Origin of the sequence: Dictyoglomus turgidum DSM 6724 (assembly GCF_000021645.1) — a bacterium.
In the GTDB taxonomy this organism is placed as follows: domain Bacteria; phylum Dictyoglomota; class Dictyoglomia; order Dictyoglomales; family Dictyoglomaceae; genus Dictyoglomus; species Dictyoglomus turgidum.
Window position 1 is genome coordinate 26,996 of sequence record NC_011661.1, and the last position, 17,948, is coordinate 44,943.

General features: G+C 34.4%; 20 protein-coding genes and 1 pseudogene. 10 read left to right on the forward strand and 11 right to left on the reverse strand.

What is annotated here, in order from left to right:
- The first annotated feature begins 1 nt into the window (after position 1).
- On the forward strand, positions 2-409 hold the full coding sequence (locus DTUR_RS00115; protein WP_012582450.1) for a DUF1667 domain-containing protein: 408 nt from the start codon (positions 2-4) through the stop codon (positions 407-409).
- Here DTUR_RS00115 and DTUR_RS00120 read toward each other — a convergent pair.
- Positions 313-1,533, reverse strand: a complete 1,221-nt coding sequence (locus DTUR_RS00120) for an MFS transporter (protein WP_012582451.1) — start codon at positions 1,531-1,533, stop codon at positions 313-315. The two genes, DTUR_RS00115 and DTUR_RS00120, sit on opposite strands and share 97 nt — an antisense overlap.
- 215 nt (positions 1,534-1,748) lie before the next feature.
- Here DTUR_RS00120 and DTUR_RS00125 point away from each other — a divergent pair, with 215 nt between their 5' ends.
- The 6 genes and pseudogenes from DTUR_RS00125 (at position 1,749) to cysK (ending at position 6,571) form a co-directional block, all read left to right on the forward strand.
- A complete protein-coding gene (locus DTUR_RS00125; RefSeq protein WP_012582452.1) occupies positions 1,749-2,846 on the forward strand; it encodes a class II glutamine amidotransferase in 1,098 nt (365 codons plus the stop codon).
- Positions 2,843-4,350, forward strand: a pseudogene (locus DTUR_RS09465) (glutamate synthase-related protein). The gene DTUR_RS00125 and the pseudogene DTUR_RS09465 overlap by 4 nt, the downstream one beginning before the upstream one ends.
- Positions 4,351-4,569: a 4Fe-4S dicluster domain-containing protein gene (locus DTUR_RS00135; RefSeq protein ID WP_207285064.1), complete on the forward strand. Its 219-nt coding sequence runs from the start codon at positions 4,351-4,353 to the stop codon at positions 4,567-4,569. It abuts the pseudogene before it with no gap.
- Between the two features lie 3 nt (positions 4,570-4,572).
- Positions 4,573-4,791 carry a hypothetical protein gene (locus DTUR_RS00140; RefSeq protein WP_207285066.1) on the forward strand — a complete coding sequence of 73 codons (219 nt, stop codon included), beginning with the start codon at positions 4,573-4,575 and terminating at the stop codon, positions 4,789-4,791.
- A gap of 2 nt (positions 4,792-4,793) precedes the next feature.
- Positions 4,794-5,552 carry a GltB/FmdC/FwdC-like GXGXG domain-containing protein gene (locus DTUR_RS00145; RefSeq protein WP_012582453.1) on the forward strand — a complete coding sequence of 253 codons (759 nt, stop codon included), beginning with the start codon at positions 4,794-4,796 and terminating at the stop codon, positions 5,550-5,552.
- 83 nt (positions 5,553-5,635) lie between these two features.
- Complete coding sequence (cysK, locus tag DTUR_RS00150; RefSeq protein WP_012582454.1) at positions 5,636-6,571, forward strand: cysteine synthase A; 936 nt, start codon at positions 5,636-5,638, stop codon at positions 6,569-6,571.
- Here the strand turns inward: cysK and DTUR_RS00155 are convergent.
- Positions 6,568-8,235, reverse strand: a complete 1,668-nt coding sequence (locus DTUR_RS00155; protein ID WP_012582455.1) for a nucleoside kinase — start codon at positions 8,233-8,235, stop codon at positions 6,568-6,570. The genes cysK and DTUR_RS00155 overlap by 4 nt on opposite strands.
- 88 nt (positions 8,236-8,323) lie before the next feature.
- Between DTUR_RS00155 and DTUR_RS00160 the strand changes: the two genes are divergently transcribed.
- Entirely contained in the window at positions 8,324-9,163 is an 840-nt protein-coding gene (locus DTUR_RS00160) for a DUF6941 family protein (RefSeq protein WP_012582456.1), read from the forward strand.
- 43 nt (positions 9,164-9,206) lie between these two features.
- On the opposite strand, the gene DTUR_RS00165 is transcribed toward DTUR_RS00160, so the two are convergent.
- The gene (locus DTUR_RS00165; protein WP_012582457.1) at positions 9,207-9,476 is read right to left on the reverse strand and encodes a co-chaperone GroES; all 270 of its coding nucleotides are present in this window, start codon (positions 9,474-9,476) and stop codon (positions 9,207-9,209) included.
- 23 nt (positions 9,477-9,499) lie between these two features.
- The gene (locus DTUR_RS00170) at positions 9,500-9,745 is read right to left on the reverse strand and encodes a glutaredoxin family protein (RefSeq protein WP_012582458.1); all 246 of its coding nucleotides are present in this window, start codon (positions 9,743-9,745) and stop codon (positions 9,500-9,502) included.
- A gap of 148 nt (positions 9,746-9,893) precedes the next feature.
- Here DTUR_RS00170 and fba point away from each other — a divergent pair, with 148 nt between their 5' ends.
- Complete coding sequence (gene fba, locus DTUR_RS00175) at positions 9,894-10,823, forward strand: class II fructose-1,6-bisphosphate aldolase (protein WP_012582459.1); 930 nt, start codon at positions 9,894-9,896, stop codon at positions 10,821-10,823.
- A gap of 16 nt (positions 10,824-10,839) precedes the next feature.
- Here the strand turns inward: fba and DTUR_RS00180 are convergent, their stop codons facing one another.
- The gene (locus tag DTUR_RS00180) at positions 10,840-11,634 is read right to left on the reverse strand and encodes a sugar phosphate isomerase/epimerase family protein (RefSeq protein ID WP_012582460.1); all 795 of its coding nucleotides are present in this window, start codon (positions 11,632-11,634) and stop codon (positions 10,840-10,842) included.
- A 32-nt stretch (positions 11,635-11,666) separates the two neighbouring features.
- Here DTUR_RS00180 and DTUR_RS00185 point away from each other — a divergent pair, with 32 nt between their 5' ends.
- On the forward strand, positions 11,667-12,527 hold the full coding sequence (locus tag DTUR_RS00185; RefSeq protein WP_012582461.1) for a hypothetical protein: 861 nt from the start codon (positions 11,667-11,669) through the stop codon (positions 12,525-12,527).
- On the opposite strand, the gene DTUR_RS00190 is transcribed toward DTUR_RS00185, so the two are convergent.
- The 6 genes from DTUR_RS00190 to DTUR_RS00215 all read right to left on the reverse strand — a co-directional run bounded on the left by DTUR_RS00190 (position 12,524) and on the right by DTUR_RS00215 (position 17,835).
- The gene (locus DTUR_RS00190; protein WP_012582462.1) at positions 12,524-13,111 is read right to left on the reverse strand and encodes a cob(I)yrinic acid a,c-diamide adenosyltransferase; all 588 of its coding nucleotides are present in this window, start codon (positions 13,109-13,111) and stop codon (positions 12,524-12,526) included. The two genes, DTUR_RS00185 and DTUR_RS00190, sit on opposite strands and share 4 nt — an antisense overlap.
- Positions 13,102-14,679 carry a phosphoglycerate dehydrogenase gene (serA, locus tag DTUR_RS00195; RefSeq protein WP_012582463.1) on the reverse strand — a complete coding sequence of 526 codons (1,578 nt, stop codon included), beginning with the start codon at positions 14,677-14,679 and terminating at the stop codon, positions 13,102-13,104. The genes DTUR_RS00190 and serA overlap by 10 nt, the downstream gene beginning before the upstream one ends.
- Positions 14,680-14,702: 23 nt before the next feature.
- The gene (locus DTUR_RS00200) at positions 14,703-15,860 is read right to left on the reverse strand and encodes a pyridoxal-phosphate-dependent aminotransferase family protein (RefSeq protein ID WP_012582464.1); all 1,158 of its coding nucleotides are present in this window, start codon (positions 15,858-15,860) and stop codon (positions 14,703-14,705) included.
- A 7-nt stretch (positions 15,861-15,867) separates the two neighbouring features.
- Positions 15,868-16,371, reverse strand: a complete 504-nt coding sequence (locus DTUR_RS00205; RefSeq protein WP_012582465.1) for a gamma carbonic anhydrase family protein — start codon at positions 16,369-16,371, stop codon at positions 15,868-15,870.
- Positions 16,372-16,512: 141 nt separating this feature from the next.
- A complete protein-coding gene (locus tag DTUR_RS00210) occupies positions 16,513-16,899 on the reverse strand; it encodes a bactofilin family protein (RefSeq protein WP_012582466.1) in 387 nt (128 codons plus the stop codon).
- Positions 16,900-16,917: 18 nt separating this feature from the next.
- Positions 16,918-17,835, reverse strand: a complete 918-nt coding sequence (locus DTUR_RS00215) for a M23 family metallopeptidase (RefSeq protein ID WP_012582467.1) — start codon at positions 17,833-17,835, stop codon at positions 16,918-16,920.
- Positions 17,836-17,948: the final 113 nt, after the last annotated feature.

The following is a 17,948-nucleotide window of genomic DNA, read 5'->3' on the forward strand; positions in this document are numbered from 1 at the left end:
TATGAAAAAGAATTTAACTTGTATTGTCTGCCCCTTGGGATGTCACCTTGAAATAGAGGTTATCCATGGAGAGATAATTGTTAAGGGAAACAAATGCGAAAGAGGAAAAAGTTATGCCGAAGAAGAGATAAAAAGCCCCAAAAGAGTTCTTACCACTACTGTAAAGATTAAAAATGGAAAATATAATGTAGTACCTGTTAAAACTACAGGACCCATTCCTAAGGATTATCTTTTTGAACTTCTTAAAAAACTTGCTGATATAGAAATAGAAGCACCTGTCCCTCAGGGATTTAAGGTGTTAGAAAAGGTATATCAAGAGGTGGATGTGGTTACTACTCGTTCCATGGAGAAAAGAGAGATTACCAAAAATATCAAAGATATCAAGAATAAAGCCTCAAATCCTACATAGTTTATAATAAAACCATTAGCAATGTGCATTAGAGAGGATATGGACATAGTCAAAGTATTGCTCAAAGCAAGATATACAGGAAGATCCTCCTTAGGAGAAATAGAGGTTATTAAAAATCCAGTGGTCAAAATATTAGATACAAAAGTTAGATTCAACAGAGCGAATCCAGAAAGCAGAAAGTAAATATCTTTAAATATCAAAGCCAAAAATAATCCTAAAATGCCCAAAAGTATACCCAAAGATAGAACTTTTTTATATCCCAAAATCTTTGTTAATTCTCCAAGAATATAATTCCCTAAAATACTTACAATTATTGCTACCAAATTAAAAATTGTAACAAAATTATAACCCTTAAAACTTTTGGTAGCATAAACGATAAAATAGGGAAGAGAAGTCAAAGAAAGACCAAGAAAGATAAAGGAAAAAACAAGTCTTTTAAAATTCAAATCCCTTTTGAGAAAAGAAAAAGCTCTTAAGAGAAAGACACCTAAAGGAAGAGCTTCTTCCTGAGTTTCTTCTTCTGGTTCATCAATAATATAAAAAAGTACTGCATCAATAAAGAGGATTATCATTCCTGTGAAAAAGATAAGTACAAAATTATAGGGAAAAGAAAATCTATTTAAATAAAAGTTCAATAGATAAGTTGTAAGAATAGCCACTAAGTTGCCTACTGCACTACCTCTTCCTATAATTTTTCCCCTTTCCCCATAAGGAAGTATCTTATTAATGATGCTGAAATAAAAGGGTCCGTAGGTTCCTACAAACATATTAAAAATTCCATAGAAAAGTAAAAACATGTATATAGTAAAAGTATTTCCAAGGCTTTTAATTAAAAAGGGCAAAAAGAAAGAGAAAAGAAGAAAAGAAAGTCTTTGGATAAAAAGAAGTTTTGCAAAAACTTTAGTTTTTACTCTTAATTTTTGAACAAATCTTGCCACAAAAAGAGAAGGCAAAAAACTCCCTAAGGTGACAAGAAAATTAGCAAAACTTATATGAAAACTTGAAGCAGAAAGGGATAAGAGAAAATAAGGTATTACAGTATTTATATTCAAAAAAATCATACCGTTTATAAAAAGAGCAGGATCAATAAAAGCTATAAATCTGTTCTTGTTAAACCTTTCCAAAAGTAAACCTCCTTAATTTTTTTAGAAAAATTATATCATAACTCTTTAAAATGGTTTTTTATAGATAAAGTCAATTTAAATAAATATCGGAAATATATTACCGTAAGCCTTTTTAAAAATTAATAATTGACAAATTTACATATGTAAAATATAATTTTCTACCACACTCTTAAAACAACGGGGTTTGAGGGAAACAAAAGAAAGGAGGAAATCTCATGCTTAGAGAAGGTGAAATAAGAATTCCATCTGCTTGTGGTTTAATAGGCTATATTAATAGAAAGTGGAAAACCTCCTCAGGAGATCATATTATTAGTGCCATGACCGTTATGAGAGAAAGGGGAAATGGCTTAGGAGCAGGTTTTGCAGGCTATGGAATATATCCCGATAGAAAGGACTATTATGCTTTTCATCTTTTCTATGAAAACATAAAGGCAAAAGAGGAAACCTCAGAATTCCTATACAAATATTTCGATGTGGTTCGAGAAGAAAAAATCCCTACAAGGAAAGTAAAAACTATTAAAAATCCTCCCCTTACCTATAGATATTTTTTGAAACCAAAAGAAGAGTATTTAGAAGAAGAGGAAATTTCAGAAGAGGATTTCGTTGCAGAAAAGGTTATGGAGATAAATAGCAAAATTGACGGAGCATATGTTTTTTCAAGCGGAAAAAACATGGGAGTATTTAAAGGAGTAGGATATCCTGAAGAGATAGGAGAATTTTACAGGTTAGAAGAATATAAAGGATATATCTGGACTGCTCATACTCGTTTTCCTACAAATACCCCTGGATGGTGGGGCGGAGCTCATCCTTTTGCTCTTTTAGACTGGAGTGTGGTTCATAATGGAGAAATTTCTTCCTACGGAGCAAATGTAAGATATATAGAGATGTTTGGATACAAATGTACCTTAAAGACTGATACAGAGGTTATCACATATATAGTAGATCTTTTAGTAAGAAAACACAAATTATCCTGGGATATCACTGCAAAGATTCTTTCCGCTCCCTTTTATAGTGTTATTGAAGGAATGGAAGAGGAAGAGAAAAATAAATTAAAAGCTTTAAGAGCTGTATATCAAAGCTGTCTCCTTAATGGCCCTTTTGCCATTATTGTGGGATTTTCCAATGGAATAGTTGCCCTTAATGATCGTATTAAGTTAAGACCCTTAGTAGCAGCAGAAAAGGGAGAAACTTTGTATGTAGCCTCTGAAGAGGCTGCCGTAAAAGAAATATGTCAAAATCCTGATAGAGTCTGGATGCCTAAAGGAGGAGAACCAGTAATAGGACTTCTTGAGGAAGTGGAGGTTTTAGTATGAAGAGTTTGTACGAAGCTGATTTTATTGTTATAAGGGATGAAACTAAATGTATAAGATGTAAAGTTTGAGTAAGACAATGCGCCAATGGAGTTCATGAATACGATGAGGAAGAAGATAGAATAATCTCGGATAATTCCAAATGCGTAGGTTGTCATAGATGCGTAGCCTTATGTCCTACAAAAGCATTAACCATAATGAAGAATCCATTGGAGTTTAGGGAAAACTATCAATGGACTACAAGAGCTATAAAGGATATATATAAACAGGCAGAAACAGGCGGAATTCTTCTTACTGGAATGGGAAACGATAAACCATACCCCATATATTGGGACAGACTTTTAATAAATGCAAGCCAAGTAACAAATCCCTCTATCGATCCTTTAAGAGAGCCTATGGAAATGAAGACCTTTATTGGGAGGAAACCCGAAAAATTAGAATTTGATGAGAATGGAAGATTATTAACTAAAATGCCTCCCCAATTAGAACTTGAAGTTCCTGTTATGTTTTCTGCCATGTCCTTTGGATCAATTAGTCTAAATGCTTGTGAATCCTTAGCAAGAGCAGCGGTAGAGGTAGGAACTTATTGGAACACTGGAGAGGGTGGTCTTCATAAAAAACTTTATCCTTATAAACATAGAGCTATAGTTCAATGTGCATCAGGAAGATTTGGGATGGATATTGACTATCTATATGCAGGAGCCGCTATTGAAATAAAAATCGGACAAGGAGCAAAACCTGGAATAGGAGGACACCTACCCGGGGAAAAGTAGGTGAAGAGGTATCTGCCACCAGGATGATACCTGTTGGAACTGACGCATTGTCTCCTGCACCTCATCATGATATCTATTCCATTGAAGATTTAAGACAACTTATCTTTGCCTTAAAAGAAGCAGTAAATTATGAAAAACCTGTAGGAGTAAAGATTGCTGCAGTACACAACGTGGCAGCAATAGCTTCTGGAATCGTAAGAGCAGGAGCAGACTTTATAGTAATAGATGGTTTTAGAGGAGGAACCGGTGCAGCTCCTACAAGAATCCGAGACAATGTAGGCATTCCCATAGAACTCGCCTTAGCCTCGGTAGATTCCCGCTTAAGGGAAGAGGGAATAAGGAATCAAGTATCCATTATAGCAGCAGGTTCTATAAGAAATAGCGCTGATGTAATTAAGGCTATAGCCTTAGGAGCTGATGCGTTATACATAGCCACAGCAGCTCTTATTTCCTTAGGTTGTCATCTTTGTCAAAACTGCCATACAGGAAAATGTAATTGGGGTATTGCCACCCAAGACTCCAATTTAGTAAAGAGACTAAATCCAGAAATAGGAGCAAGAAGAGCAGCAAATCTTTTAAAAGCATGGGCTCATGAGATAAAGGAGATGTTGGGAGGTATGGGAATTAATGCTATAGAAAGTTTAAGAGGCAACAGATTAATGCTCAGAGGAGTGGGTTTAACTGAAAAAGAGCTTTCTATTCTAGGAGTAAAACATGCCGGGGAGGGTATGTAAATGATAAGTAAAACTAAGAAAAGAATATATCCTAAAGAAGAAGTATGTATTGGGTGTCATCTATGTGAAATATACTGTGTCCTTGCCCATTCCGGGACTCGGGATCTAATTAAGGCTTTTAAAAAGAAAGACAGACCTTCTCCCAGGGTTATTGTAGAAGAAAAAGAGGGATTTTATATAACCTTTGCACTGCAATGTCGTCATTGTGATGATCCTTAAAGGTTGGAGAGAAATAGAAAAGTATATAGGAAGGTATATTTAAGAGACGGAAGAATTTTAGGATTTATGTTTATAAACTCCTTTGATAGAACAGGAATGATCGTAGACCTAATGAAAAATAAAGTAGATGTTTCAGAATTTAAAGAAAGACTCCTTTGGGATAATTTTGGATTTTTAGATTTCCCAAAGGAAATGAGGAGGGAGAAAATATGGAGGGTATAGAAATGAAAATAATAGAAGATGCCATAACTATAAATGGGAAGGGCTTACACTATAAAGATCTCAATGAAAAGATAGAAGAGAAGTTAAAAGAGGGATATAGAAAAATAAAACTCATTAATATAAATGGACAAAGATATATTGGGGCAGGACTTACTTTCCCAGAAAGAGAAATAGAGATATATGGAACTCCCGGAAATGATTTAGGAGTTTTTATGAATGGACTTAAAATAAAAGTATACGGAAATAGCCAAGATGGTGTTGGAAATACTATGAATGATGGAGAGATAGTAATCTACGGATCTGCTGGGGATATTATGGGTTATGGAATGAGAGGGGGGAAGATATTTGTAAAGGGAGATGTAGGATATAGGGTAGGAATCCATATGAAGGAATACAAGGATAAAATTCCTGTGATTGTTATTGGAGGAACTGCTGGAGATTTCTTAGGAGAATATATGGCAGGTGGAAGGGTTATTGTATTAGGACTAAATACAGAAAAGGAAGAAAATCTTTGCGGATATTTTTGTAGCACAGGAATTCATGGAGGACTAATTTATTTTAGGGGAATAATTCCTGAATACAAGTTAGGAAAAGAAGGGAAAATAGTAGAAATAGAAGAGGAGGACAAAAAATTCATAGAAGAACATGTTAAAAAATTTTCTGAATATTTCGAAGTAGATTTTGACTTTATAATGGAAAAACCTTTTGTAAAAGTTATCCCATATAATAAGAGACCTTATGGAAAACTTTATGCATATTAATATACTCTTGAACGAAGGAGGGTTGACAAAAAACTTATTACCTATTATCCTCTACCTAAAAGGTATAAAATGGGAGGATAGAAATGAGAGTAGCAAACAGTGTGATAGAACTTATAGGAAATACTCCTCTTGTAAAGTTAAACAAAATTACGGAAGGCTGTTTTGCAGAAGTATTAGCAAAACTTGAATCTTTTAACCCAGGAGGAAGTGTGAAAGATAGAATTGCTCTCTCTATGATTGAAGAAGCAGAAAAGATGGGAAAATTAAATAAAGATAAGATAATAATTGAACCCACCTCAGGAAATACAGGTATAGGGCTTGCCATGATAGGTGCTATAAAAGGATACAAAGTAATTTTAGTAATGCCAGAAAGCATGAGCATGGAAAGGAGAGCCCTTCTTCGCGCCTTTGGTGCAGAGCTCATACTTACCCCAAAAGAAGAAGGCATGAAAGGAGCAATAAAAAAAGTTGAAGAAATAATTAGTTTAGACCCAGATAAGTATTTTGTACCTATGCAATTTGAAAATTCCGCCAACCCTCTAATTCATAAAAAAACTACGGCAGAAGAAATATGGCAAGATACCGAAGGAAAAGTAGACATTGTGGTGTGTGGAGTAGGTACTGGAGGAACTATAACAGGAATAGGGGAAGTTTTAAAACAAAGAAAAAAAGAAATAAAAATTGTTGCAGTGGAGCCTGAAAAATCTGCAGTCCTCTCAGGAAAAACTCCATCTCCCCACAAAATTCAAGGAATTGGAGCTGGATTCATTCCAAAAGTTCTAAATACTAGTATCATTGATGAGATAGTTACAGTTAGTGAAGAGGATGCAATGAATACCGCTAAAAAACTTATGAAAGAAGAAGGAATACTTTGTGGAATATCCTCAGGAGCAGCATGCTTTGCAGCTTTAAAAGTAGCAAAAAGGGAAGAAAACAAAGGAAAAACTGTTGTTGTAATTCTTCCAGATACGGGAGAAAGATATATTTCTACAGAACTTTTCGACGAATATAGATATTAATAAGTAAAAGAACTTCCTCCTATAAATTCCCTCAGTATGGAAGTCATAGGAACCTCAGTGGGAGACAAAGGTAAAAAGTGGGAAAGAATATCAAGAATCCTTTTTGCTTCAGGATATTCAGGATAATATGGGGGAATTGCTTTCAGCATTGGTTCCGCAAAGGTCTTAAGAATAGGAAACTCGTAAACTAAAGCGGAATTAAACATAACATCTGCCCTCTCTTGGGTTGGAAATATATAAAGATCCTCTGCCCTTCTCACCGAGGGCCATTGCCTTATAGAATCTATAACCCCATAGCCTCTAAAAATGCTATCTCTTACCATTCTCCTTATTAATCTTGAATCAGTGGTAGGGACCCTATTTTGATTATCTATATTTAAATGAGTTAGCGCACTCACAAAAACATGATATTTCATATATCCAGGAACCAGATTAGTCATATCAGGATTTAATGCATGAATCCCTTCCATAACAATAATACTCCTATCTTCAAGTTTTACAAACCTTCCTGACTTTTCTCTTCTCTTTTTTTGAAAGTTATACTTAGGAAGCTCCACTTCTCCGCCATTCATAATAGTATTTAAATGTTCATTTAAAAGAGCAATATCTACAGCATTAGGATTATCAAAGTCATAATTCCCAAACTCATCTCTGGAAATACGCTCAGGAGGTAAGAAGTAGTCATCCATCTCAATAACAATAGGCTTTAAACCATTTACTTTAAGCTGAATCTGAAGTCTCTTACTAAAAGTAGTCTTACCTGCAGAGGATGGACCAGCAATCAATACAAGCTTCAAATCAGGAAGTTTTGAACAGATTTCGTCAGCTATTTGAGCTATTTTCTTTTCGTGAAGAGCCTCTGCAACCTTTATCACCTCAGAGATTTCACCCTTTTCAATAGCCTCATTAAGAGAAGATACATCTACGAGTCCTAAGATCTCAAGCCAGTTTTTATATTCATAAAAGGCTTGAAAGAGTTTTACTATCTCTCTAAACTCACTTAATTTCTGAATATCTTTATCATCAGGAAGGATTAATATAAAACCTGGTTGATAAAGTTTTAAGTCAAAGGTTTTTAAAAAGGAGGTTGAGGGAACAAGAGGCAAAAAGGAATATTCATAGTGATCATCAATATAATAGAGAGGAATCTCCTTAAAAGGTATGTATTTAATTAATCTAATTTTATCCTCTTCATTTCTTTCTTCAAATATCTTTAATGCTTCCTCTTTACTTACCAACTTCTTCTGTATAGGTATATTCTGCTCCACAATTTCCATCATTCTTTCCTTTATTCTCTCTATATCTTCCGCCTTTGGTGCATAATTTCTAAATCTACCATATAGACTTTTGTGATAGGAGTGCTCTACTAAAACTCTCTGATCTGGCATCACAAGAGAAACAGCAAAGTTAAGAAGAAATATATAACTCCTTTCCAATATTCTCCTTCCAATATTAGACCTACTTCCAATAATATCAAGTTTTGTATCGTCCTCCACTATATAATTTAAAGTTTCAATATTCCCATCTACTTTTACTGCCACAGGAATTTCCCCGGGATTTAAAAGTTTATCCACAATTTCAGAATAGGCATTTAATACTTCTATCAGAGACTTTGGTTTTTCTATTTCTGTTCTTATGGCACCTCTAAACTCAATATTTATCATTTTTGAAGCCCTCCAAATTGCGTTTGTGAATATTTGATTTTAATTTTATAATAAGTTATCATTAATTTAAAGAAAGGAGTTGAAAATTATGAAAAAACTCTTAATTCTCCTAATTTCTCTAATTGTAATACTTAGCCTTTCTTATGCCAAAAGTTCAGAACTCAAACTAATAGGAATAGCAATAGCAGAAAACATTGGGGAAGATGAGTATGGATTAACTACTATTGACGGATTATTTAGCATAATACACTTTGAGGATCTTCCTGCCACTGACACTTTCCCTGTATATTCAAGATGGATGGGATATGGAAAACATCATATTGAAATAAGTATAGTAACACCCACAAAAGACAAAGTTTTGGCATCTACTGAAGACAATTTTGAACTTAAAAATAACAATGAAGTAATATATTCCTTTGGATATCTAAAAGATGTAGCTTTTGAAGATTCTGGTGTTTACTGGATACAAGCAAGGGCGAACGGAAAGGTTATAAAAGAAATACCAGTTTTCATCTTAAAAGGAGAGGAAGATTTAAATCCTGAGGATTTTGATGCAAATCCTATTCCTATTTTTTCACTACCTTGTATAGAAGTTTATGAAAATGATCATGGGCTAACCTCTCTTTCTGGAGTTTTTGAGTACTACACTACTTCTGAACTTCCTTTTGAGGATACTTTTATCATCGCCAACGGATTTTTATCAGGTGAGGGTAATTTTACTCAAAGATTTGAGATCCTTTCTCCAAGTGGCAAATTAATATACTCCTCAGAGCCTCAAGAGTTTGAAACCAACATAGGCTCCATAGTTACAGTAACAGATAATGTGGAAAAATTAAAATTTGAAGAAGAAGGAGATTATATAGTAAAAGTTTATCTTAATGATAAAGAAGTTTTGTCCCACGTCATAAAAGTTGTTTTAGAAAAATAAATTAAAGATTTAACAAATAGAGGAGCAAGGGGCAACTTTCCCCTTACTCCTCTATTTTTGCTAAAATATCTGCCTTACTTAGAATTAAATAGTCTTCTCCATCTATTTTTATCTCTGTTCCAGAATATTTTGCAAAAATTATCTTATCACCCTTTTTTACTTTAATAGTCTCATCATCACCCACTTCTATTACCTCTGCAATTTGAGGTTTCTCCTTTGCTACATCAGGGAGAATTATACCCGATGGGGTTTTTTCTTCCTCCTTAACAATCTTAACAAGAACTCTATCCTCTAATGGCAAAACTTTTTTCATAACTTTTCACCTCCCAATTTAAATTATCTTAAACCTAACAAACGATCAATCTTATTCCTATCAAAACCTATTACAATATGCCCATTTATATCAATAACAGGAACTCCCATTTGCCCTGACTTCCTCACCATTTCTTCTGCTGCTTTTCTATCCTTAGATACGTCTACATCGTAAAATCTTATACCCCTTTCCCTAAAATATCTTTTTGCTGCATTACACCAAGGACAACTTGGAGTAGAGTATACAATAATCCTTAAGTTGCTACTCATATTTTCACCTCCTTTTCTATAATATACCCTAAAGGGTATATTATAAGAATACAGGAAAAAAGTCAATTTAAAAATATTTTAAAAATTTGCTAATGAAACTTATGCTATACTAAAAACAATAAATTCCTTTTAAGGAGGTATTGAAGAAATGCCCTTAGTAAACCCAAAGGAGTTATTCCAAAAATGCTATGGTAAATATGCTATAGGCGCATTTAATGTAAACAATATGGAAATACTTCAAGGAGTAATTGAGGCGGCAAAAGAAGAAAGGTCTCCCCTTATTCTTCAAATCTCAAAAGGTGCAAGAAACTATGCAAAACTTATTTATCTCATGAAGCTGATTGAGGCAGCTGTTCAAGATGCTCCAGATATTCCTATCGTAGTACACTTAGATCATGGAGATAGCGTAGAACTTTGTAAAGAGGTCATAGATGCAGGCTTTACTTCGGTAATGATTGATGGCTCTCATCTTCCCTTTGAGGAGAATGTAAGAATAACTAAAGAGGTTGTAGACTATGCTCATCCCCGTGGCGTAGCTGTTGAGGGAGAGTTAGGAAGATTAGTAGGAGTAGAAGAACATGTAGTGGTATCTGAAAGAGAGGCATCCTTTACTGATCCAGATAAAGCGGTAGAGTTTGTAGAAAGAACTGGAGTAGATTCTCTTGCTATTGCTATTGGTACAAGTCACGGAGCCTATAAGTTTAAAGGAGAACCAAAGCTTGACTTTGATAGATTAAGAGAGATTGCAAAAAGACTTCCTGGTTTCCCATTAGTGCTCCATGGAGCATCTTCTGTTCTTCCAGAATATGTAGAAAAAGCCAACCAATATGGCGCAAAACTTGGGGGAGCAAAAGGGGTACCAGAAGAAATGATAAGAGAAGCTACAAAAATGGGTATATGCAAAGTAAATATTGATACCGACTTAAGGTTAGCAGTAACCGCCACTATAAGAGAAGTCTTTGCTCTCCATCCGGAGGAATTTGATCCAAGAAAATATCTTGGCCCAGCAAGAGAAGAAGTTAAAAAGTTAGTAAAACATAAGTTAAGAAATGTTCTTGGATCCAGCGGAACAGTATAATTAAAAAGGGGGAAGCTTAAACTTCCCCCTTTATGATCTCTACACTTCTTTTTAAATCTTCTCTCTTATCTTTTAAGGAGTTAATCTCTAAAATTATTGTTCCATCAAAGTTTCTTAAGAAATCTAAATACTTTTTAAAATCAATACTACCTTTTCCAAGAGATAAATGTTCGTCCTTTTCTCCATGATTGTCATGAATGTGAACATGGGTTATAAAAGGCTTTAACAAATTTAAACTATAGTCAATACCTTTTTTGGAGATGTGAGCATGTCCAAAATCAAAACAAACTTTTAATTTTCCCCCAAAACCTTTTATAAACTTATAAAATTGGTCCACATTGCTAAAAATATCATTCTCTTCAAAATATGGATTTTCAATACATACCTCTACATCATATTTTTCAGCCTTTTCAAGAATAAATTCTAAAGCTTTTCTTAATCTTCTTTGAGCAAGAAATATTAAGACCAAGTGGCTTAAAGGAACACCCCCAGGATGAAGCACTGCTCTCTTAATCCCCGCCTTCTCCCCATATTCAATAGCTTTTAATATGGACTCTATACTTTTTTCCCATATTTCATCATTAAAGGATGCTAAATTTATATCAATATAGGGAAGGTGCATGGTAAGGAAAATATCATTTTTTACTGCAAATTCTTTAATAGATTCTGGCTTTTCGCAAAACTTTCCTCTATAGAAAAGAACTAGATCTCCAAAAAGTTCAAGAGTATTACCCCCAAGTTTTTTAGTAATACTTATAGCCCTTTTTACTGAGAGGGTTTTTAGTGATAAAAACGAAAAACCTATTTTCATACTAAAAGTATTATATTATACTATAATTGAGTATGAAGAAAATTCTTATAGTTTTTGCTTTATTAATAACTTTATTACTTCTAAATTCAACCTTTGCCACAGAGGTTGATGAAAGTATTTATTTTGATGCAAAATCCTCTTCCTTGGGTTTTACTTTCGTTACCTTGGATAGCGAAGGAGAAACCTACTTTTTTAATCCCGCTACGTTATCCTTAAAGAAATTTTCCTATTTTTCTCTTACCTTTGACAACTTAACCGATAACCCAAATCTAAAACTTTCCTACTTTTATCCCTCTACTACAATTTATTCTATAACTGCAGACTTAATTTTGGATAAGAATACTAAGGAATACTCATTAAAAAATATAAGAGGTGCTATAGCTTTTCCCCTTACTTCATATATATATTTAGGAACCAGTGCCATGTATTTAGAAGAAGAGAATCTAATAAAAGGTGATATTGGACTGATGATAAAAATCGGAGACTTCTTACGTACAGGAATTGTTGGAGAGGGCTTTACCATAGAAAAAATATCTGATCAAGTTTATAAAATTACCTTAGCATTAAGATATAACATAGGGCTTAGTTTTTCCCTTTTTAATAATTCTACAAACATCTACTTAGATCTTATAGATGTGGAGAACTTTAGTAATACTAAAGATTGGAGCCTAATAAGATTTGGAATTGAACAAAAATTAGGAAATATATTGGTAATAAGAATAGGCTCAAAGGGGGATATTACAAACTTAGCTAATTACACTTTTGGATTAGGAATAAATTTGAACAGATTTAGTTTAAGCATTAGTGCTTTTTCAGAAAATATAGAAAATAGTGATACATCCCTTGAAAATATTAAACTAAAATACAAATTAACAGGAACTTTAAGATTTTAATAATCAATTCCCCACCTTGCGGAAATTCCTTTACTATAAGGATGTCTAACCTCTTTCATCTCAGTAATAAGATCTGCTAAATCCATGATTGCCTCAGGCATATACCTGCCTGTAAGTATAATTTCTAACTTTTCTGGCTTATTTTTTAGAAATTCTATAATCTCTTCCGCAGATATGATCTTATAAAAAATAGCAAGACTTATCTCATCAAGCACTATCAAATCATAATCCTCAATTACACTTTTAACCCTTTCCCAACCTCCTCTCACCACTTTAATGTCCATTTCAGAGGGGCCCTCTTTTCCAATAAAACATTCATAACAATTATTACATTCAACAATATTTTCCCTTATCCCTGAGGAATAAACACAATCTCTTCCAAACTGCCAAAAAGTGATATTCTGTGAATTTTTTAAGAAAAGAAATTCTCCTGTAAAACTATTGCCTTTTATAAACTGGACAAAAAGTACTTTAAGTCCATGTCCCGCCGCCCTTATACTCTGTCCGAGGGCGGCGGTAGTTTTACCTTTTCCGTCTCCTGTATAAACCTGTATTAAACCTCTACTAAGCTTGTTTATAGACATACGTAATAGACTTCTTTGATATTCTCTATATTTTTAAGTTCTCTAAGAACTTTATCATCTACAGGATTATCAATAACAAGAACCATGACCGCATCTTTGCCAATTTCCTTCCTTCCAACCTGCATTGCAGCGATGTTTATATTATTTTTTCCGAGTACAGTACCTACCTGCCCTATTATGCCTGGTCTATCTATATGAAATGCAATAAGCATATACTGAGAAAGAGCAAGATCAAGATGATAATCCTGTATTGCTAAAATTCTTTCTTGATTTCTGCTTACTGTACCTGAAACTTCTATAAATCCTTTCTCAGTCTTTAACCTTAATCTAATTGAAGATCTATAAGTATTAATCTCTTCAGTTCTTACCTCTACTATTCGCAATCTCCTATCCTTTGCCATAGCCATGGCATTTATCAGATTCACTTCTTCTCCTAATATAGGCTCCAAAAAGCCTTTTACTACTGCAGAGGCAAGAGAGGTTTCAATTCTTTGGGCTAAATCTCCACATATTTGTATTTCTAATTCTTCAGGATTAGCATTGGTTATCTGCGCTAAAAGTTTTCCAAGTTTTTCGCCCAATTTTGCAAAAGGCATTATTTCAGGAGATATTTGTATAGGCAAGTTAACTGCATGACTTACCATCTCTCCTTTGAAAAATCTGATTATCTCCTCAGCAACTATAAGAGCCACTTTTTCTTGAGCCTCTTGAGTTGATGCACCAAGATGAGGAGTCAAGACCACATTATCTAAAGTTAACAGCGGATTATCAGGATTTATAGGCTCGTTTTTAAAGACATCAAGGGCAGCACCCGCAATTTTCTTTTCCTTCAATATTTCATATAAAGCATCTTCATCTACCAATCCTCCACGAGCACAATTTATTAAATATGCGGTAGGCTTCATCATTTCTAATTCCTTTTTCCCTATAAGATTCTTCGTATCTTGAGTCAAAGGAAGATGTAGGGATACGTAGTCTGCCTCCTTAAGTAGAGCTGGTAAATCACTATATAACTCCACATCCAACTCTTTTGCTTTTTCAGGTGAGATAAAAGGATCATAAGCAATAACTCTCATCTTAAAGGATTTAGCCCTTTTTGCAACCTCTGAACCTATTCTACCGAGTCCTACAAGTCCTAATGTCTTTCCATACAACTCATTACCTATAAAGCTTTTCCTCTCCCATTTGCCTTGCCTTAAAAGAGAAAAAGCTTGGGGAATTTTTCTTGAAATAGCAAGCATCAATCCAATAGTATGTTCACATGCAGCTATAGTATTTCCCTCAGGGGCATTTATTACAAGTATTCCCTTTCTGGTAGCCTCCTCCACATCTATATTATCAACTCCAACTCCTGCCCTTCCTATAACCTTTAAATTCTTAGCCCTTTCAATCACATCCTTAGTTACCTTTGTTTCTGATCTCACTACAAGGGCCACATAATCTTGTATTATGTTTAAAAGCTCATCCTTGGGAAGACCTGGTTTATAATTTACCTCAAAGAATTCTTTTAGTTTATTTAATCCAACTTCTGCTATAGGATCTGAAACAAGAAGTTTATATTTTTCCACTTTTTAAACCCCCTCCAATCTTTCTAATTTTTATAATATTCAGCGAAAACCTCCTCTGCTACCTGTACCCCTTTACCCTTTAGACCTTTATATCCTAAATTTTCCAAAGCAACTTCTATAGCTGAAATTGCCACTAATATATCGGTAGGCTCCACATAACCCAAATGTCCAATTCTAAATATCTTTCCTTTGAGACTTCCTTGACCTCCAGCCAAAACAACTCCAAATTTATTTCTTATGTATTTTCTCAGCTCATCAGGATTAACATTTTCTGGTGGAACCACAGGAGTTACTGTATCCGATGCCCATCTCTCATCGGCAAGAAGTCTTGTAACTCCAAGAGCTTTTATTGCTTCACGCACTGCTCTTCCCAAAAATTTATGTCTCTTAAAGTTTTCCTCTAAACCTCTAGTCAGGATATTTTCAAGGGCTTTCTTAAGGGCAAAAACCACGGAAACTGCAGGAGTAAAAGGTGTAGCTCCCTCTTCAAGGAATTTCTTTGCTTGCTTTAGATCAAAATAGAAGCGAGGAAGATTCGCCTTTTCATTATATTTCCATGCTAATTCACTCACCGAGACCATAGCAAGTCCAGGGGGAGTCTCAAGAGCTTTTTGGGAAGCTGTAACTACTATATCAATTTTTAATTCATCGGTGGGCAGATCAATAGCACCTAAAGAACTTACCGCATCCACCACAAGAAGTCTCTCAGGATTTTGCTTTACAATAGGAGCAAGCTCTTTTAAGTCATTAGTCACCCCCGTAGAAGTCTCATTATGAGTTAAAAATACTCCTTTAATATCAGGATTTTCCTTTAAAGTTTTTTCCAGAACTTCAGGCTCTACCCCCTTACCAGGTTCGCATTCAATGGTCTTTATATTTAATCCATATGTCTTACATATCTTCGCAAATCTTTCACCAAAAACCCCACAAATTCCTACTAAAACAGGATCTCCTTGAGAGAAAAAGTTTGCCACTGCAGCCTCCATTCCACCCGTTCCAGAGGCTGTTAATATAAGTACATCATTTTGGGTTTTAAATACTTTTTTCAAAAGTTCAGTGGAAGTTTTAAGTACGCTGGCAAATTCTGCTCCACGATGATTTACCATTTCCCTTGCCATCTCAAGAAGTACATCCTGGGGTACAGGAGTGGGACCTGGAATCAATAAATAATTCTTAGGCATAAGAACTTCACCTCCAATACTTTTTACTCAACTGATAATATAACTCCGCATTCCTTTTAATATGTAAAATCTCTTCTTCCCTCACACTTCTTACTATCTTTCCAGGAACACCAATAACTACAGAACCTTCTGGAATCTCTTTACCTTGAGGAATAAGGGTTCCTGCACCAATAATAGAGTTCCTACCTATGACTGCACCATCAAGAATAATTGCTCCCATTCCAATAAGAGTATTATCTTCTATTTTACAACCATGAATAATTGCAGAATGCCCAATAGTTACATACTTACCTATATATACTGGTTTACCTTCATCTACATGAATCACTACATTCTCCTGAATATTAGTATATTCATCAATAAAAATGGAGTCCAAATCACCCCTTATTACTGCAAAATCCCAAATATTTACCCCTCTCTTAAGTGTTACCTTACCTATGATGACAGCCCTATCCGAAATATAAACTTCCCTATCAACTTGGGGCAAGTTTTCATCAAAAGATTTCAACATTTTTATAACTCCTTAACAAAAAGGGGAATCTCTTAAAATTAAGAAACTCCCCTTTCTCCATTGAAAGCTAATTTTCTTTTATTCTATTAAAGGAGTAAAATTATATCAAGATATATGAGGTTAAAATTTATTTAAAAGAGTTTATGAGGACAAATCTATTTTAAAAATGTCATTTATTTTTTCTTCCTCAAGAATCTCAGTAGTTCCCAAAAGAATTCCTCCCTCTTCCACCGATATCTTCCCTCCCAGCTTTAAGTCCCCCTTAAGCTTTCCCGTAGAAAGAATCTCTATAGATTCTTTACAAATAACATTGCCTACAATCTCTCCTATTACAACCACCCTATTAGCCTTTATATTTCCTTCTACATATCCTGTCTTACCCACTATCACAGTATCTTTAGCCTCAATATCTCCTTTAAACTTCCCATCAATCCTCAACGAAGCCTTTGAGATAATCGTTCCCTCCATTTCAGTTTGAGATCCAACAATAGTCTCCATAACTTCTGATTTTTCCCTTTTGCCCAACATAACTCCTCCTCCCTAAATTTAATATAATTTTCCAATCTTAATAAGGTCTACGGACAAATATGCCGAAGGATTGACAGGAGACCCTCCCCTTCTCACCTCATAGTGAAGATGAGGACCTATACTGGTTCCCGTACTTCCCACTCTTCCAATAAATTGTCCTTTCTTTACAAACTGTCCAACCCTCACAGCATATGATGATAAATGAGCATAATATGTAATGATGCCTCTCCCATGATTGATCTTTATCACTTTTCCATACCCACTTTCCCATCCCACAAACGACACTATACCATCAGCAGTAGCATAAACAGGAGCTCCCCAAAAAGTAACTATATCAATTCCTGTATGAAATGCCATTCTTCTAAATATGGGATGAAATCTCCAACCAAATCCCGAAGATATAAATCCAAAGGTGGGCCAACGAGAAGGAGTTACTGCAAGAAGGGTCTTTCGCCTATCTATCTCTTTTTCTATCTGAAGGAGTACTTTTTGTTTTTCCTCAATTAGGGTTTTAACTTCTACGATTTTCCTTTGAATATCATAAGTCTCATTATCAGGAATTGAATTGGTTCCAAGACTTACCATCTTTATATCTTTGGGAGGAGGAATCATTCCTTTTATTCCTAATAAATTTTTAATTTTCTTCTCCATCTCCTCAAGTTCCTTTAACTTTTGCCTCAATACTTCAATCTCTTTTAACTGAGCCCTTTGCTGTTCTGTTACTTCTTCTAACACCTCCAAATGTTTCACTTTATTAAATCTGTTATTGGCAATTCTATAAAGAGTTAGAGAAGTACTTATAATTCCTATAATAGCAAAGATTATAATCAATATTAAACTTATATGGATCCTACGAGACTTTGCATTGGAAGCATCGTGGGGAATTATCATTATGGTAAAAAACTTCCTTTTCCACCACTTACGCTTTTTAGCCATAATAAATTTACCTCAAGTTAAATAATATATAAAATTAATCTATTTAATTAAGAAACCATACTTTAAAATTTTGTAAAAATTATAGCAGAGAAAAATCAAAGTGTCAAGAAATT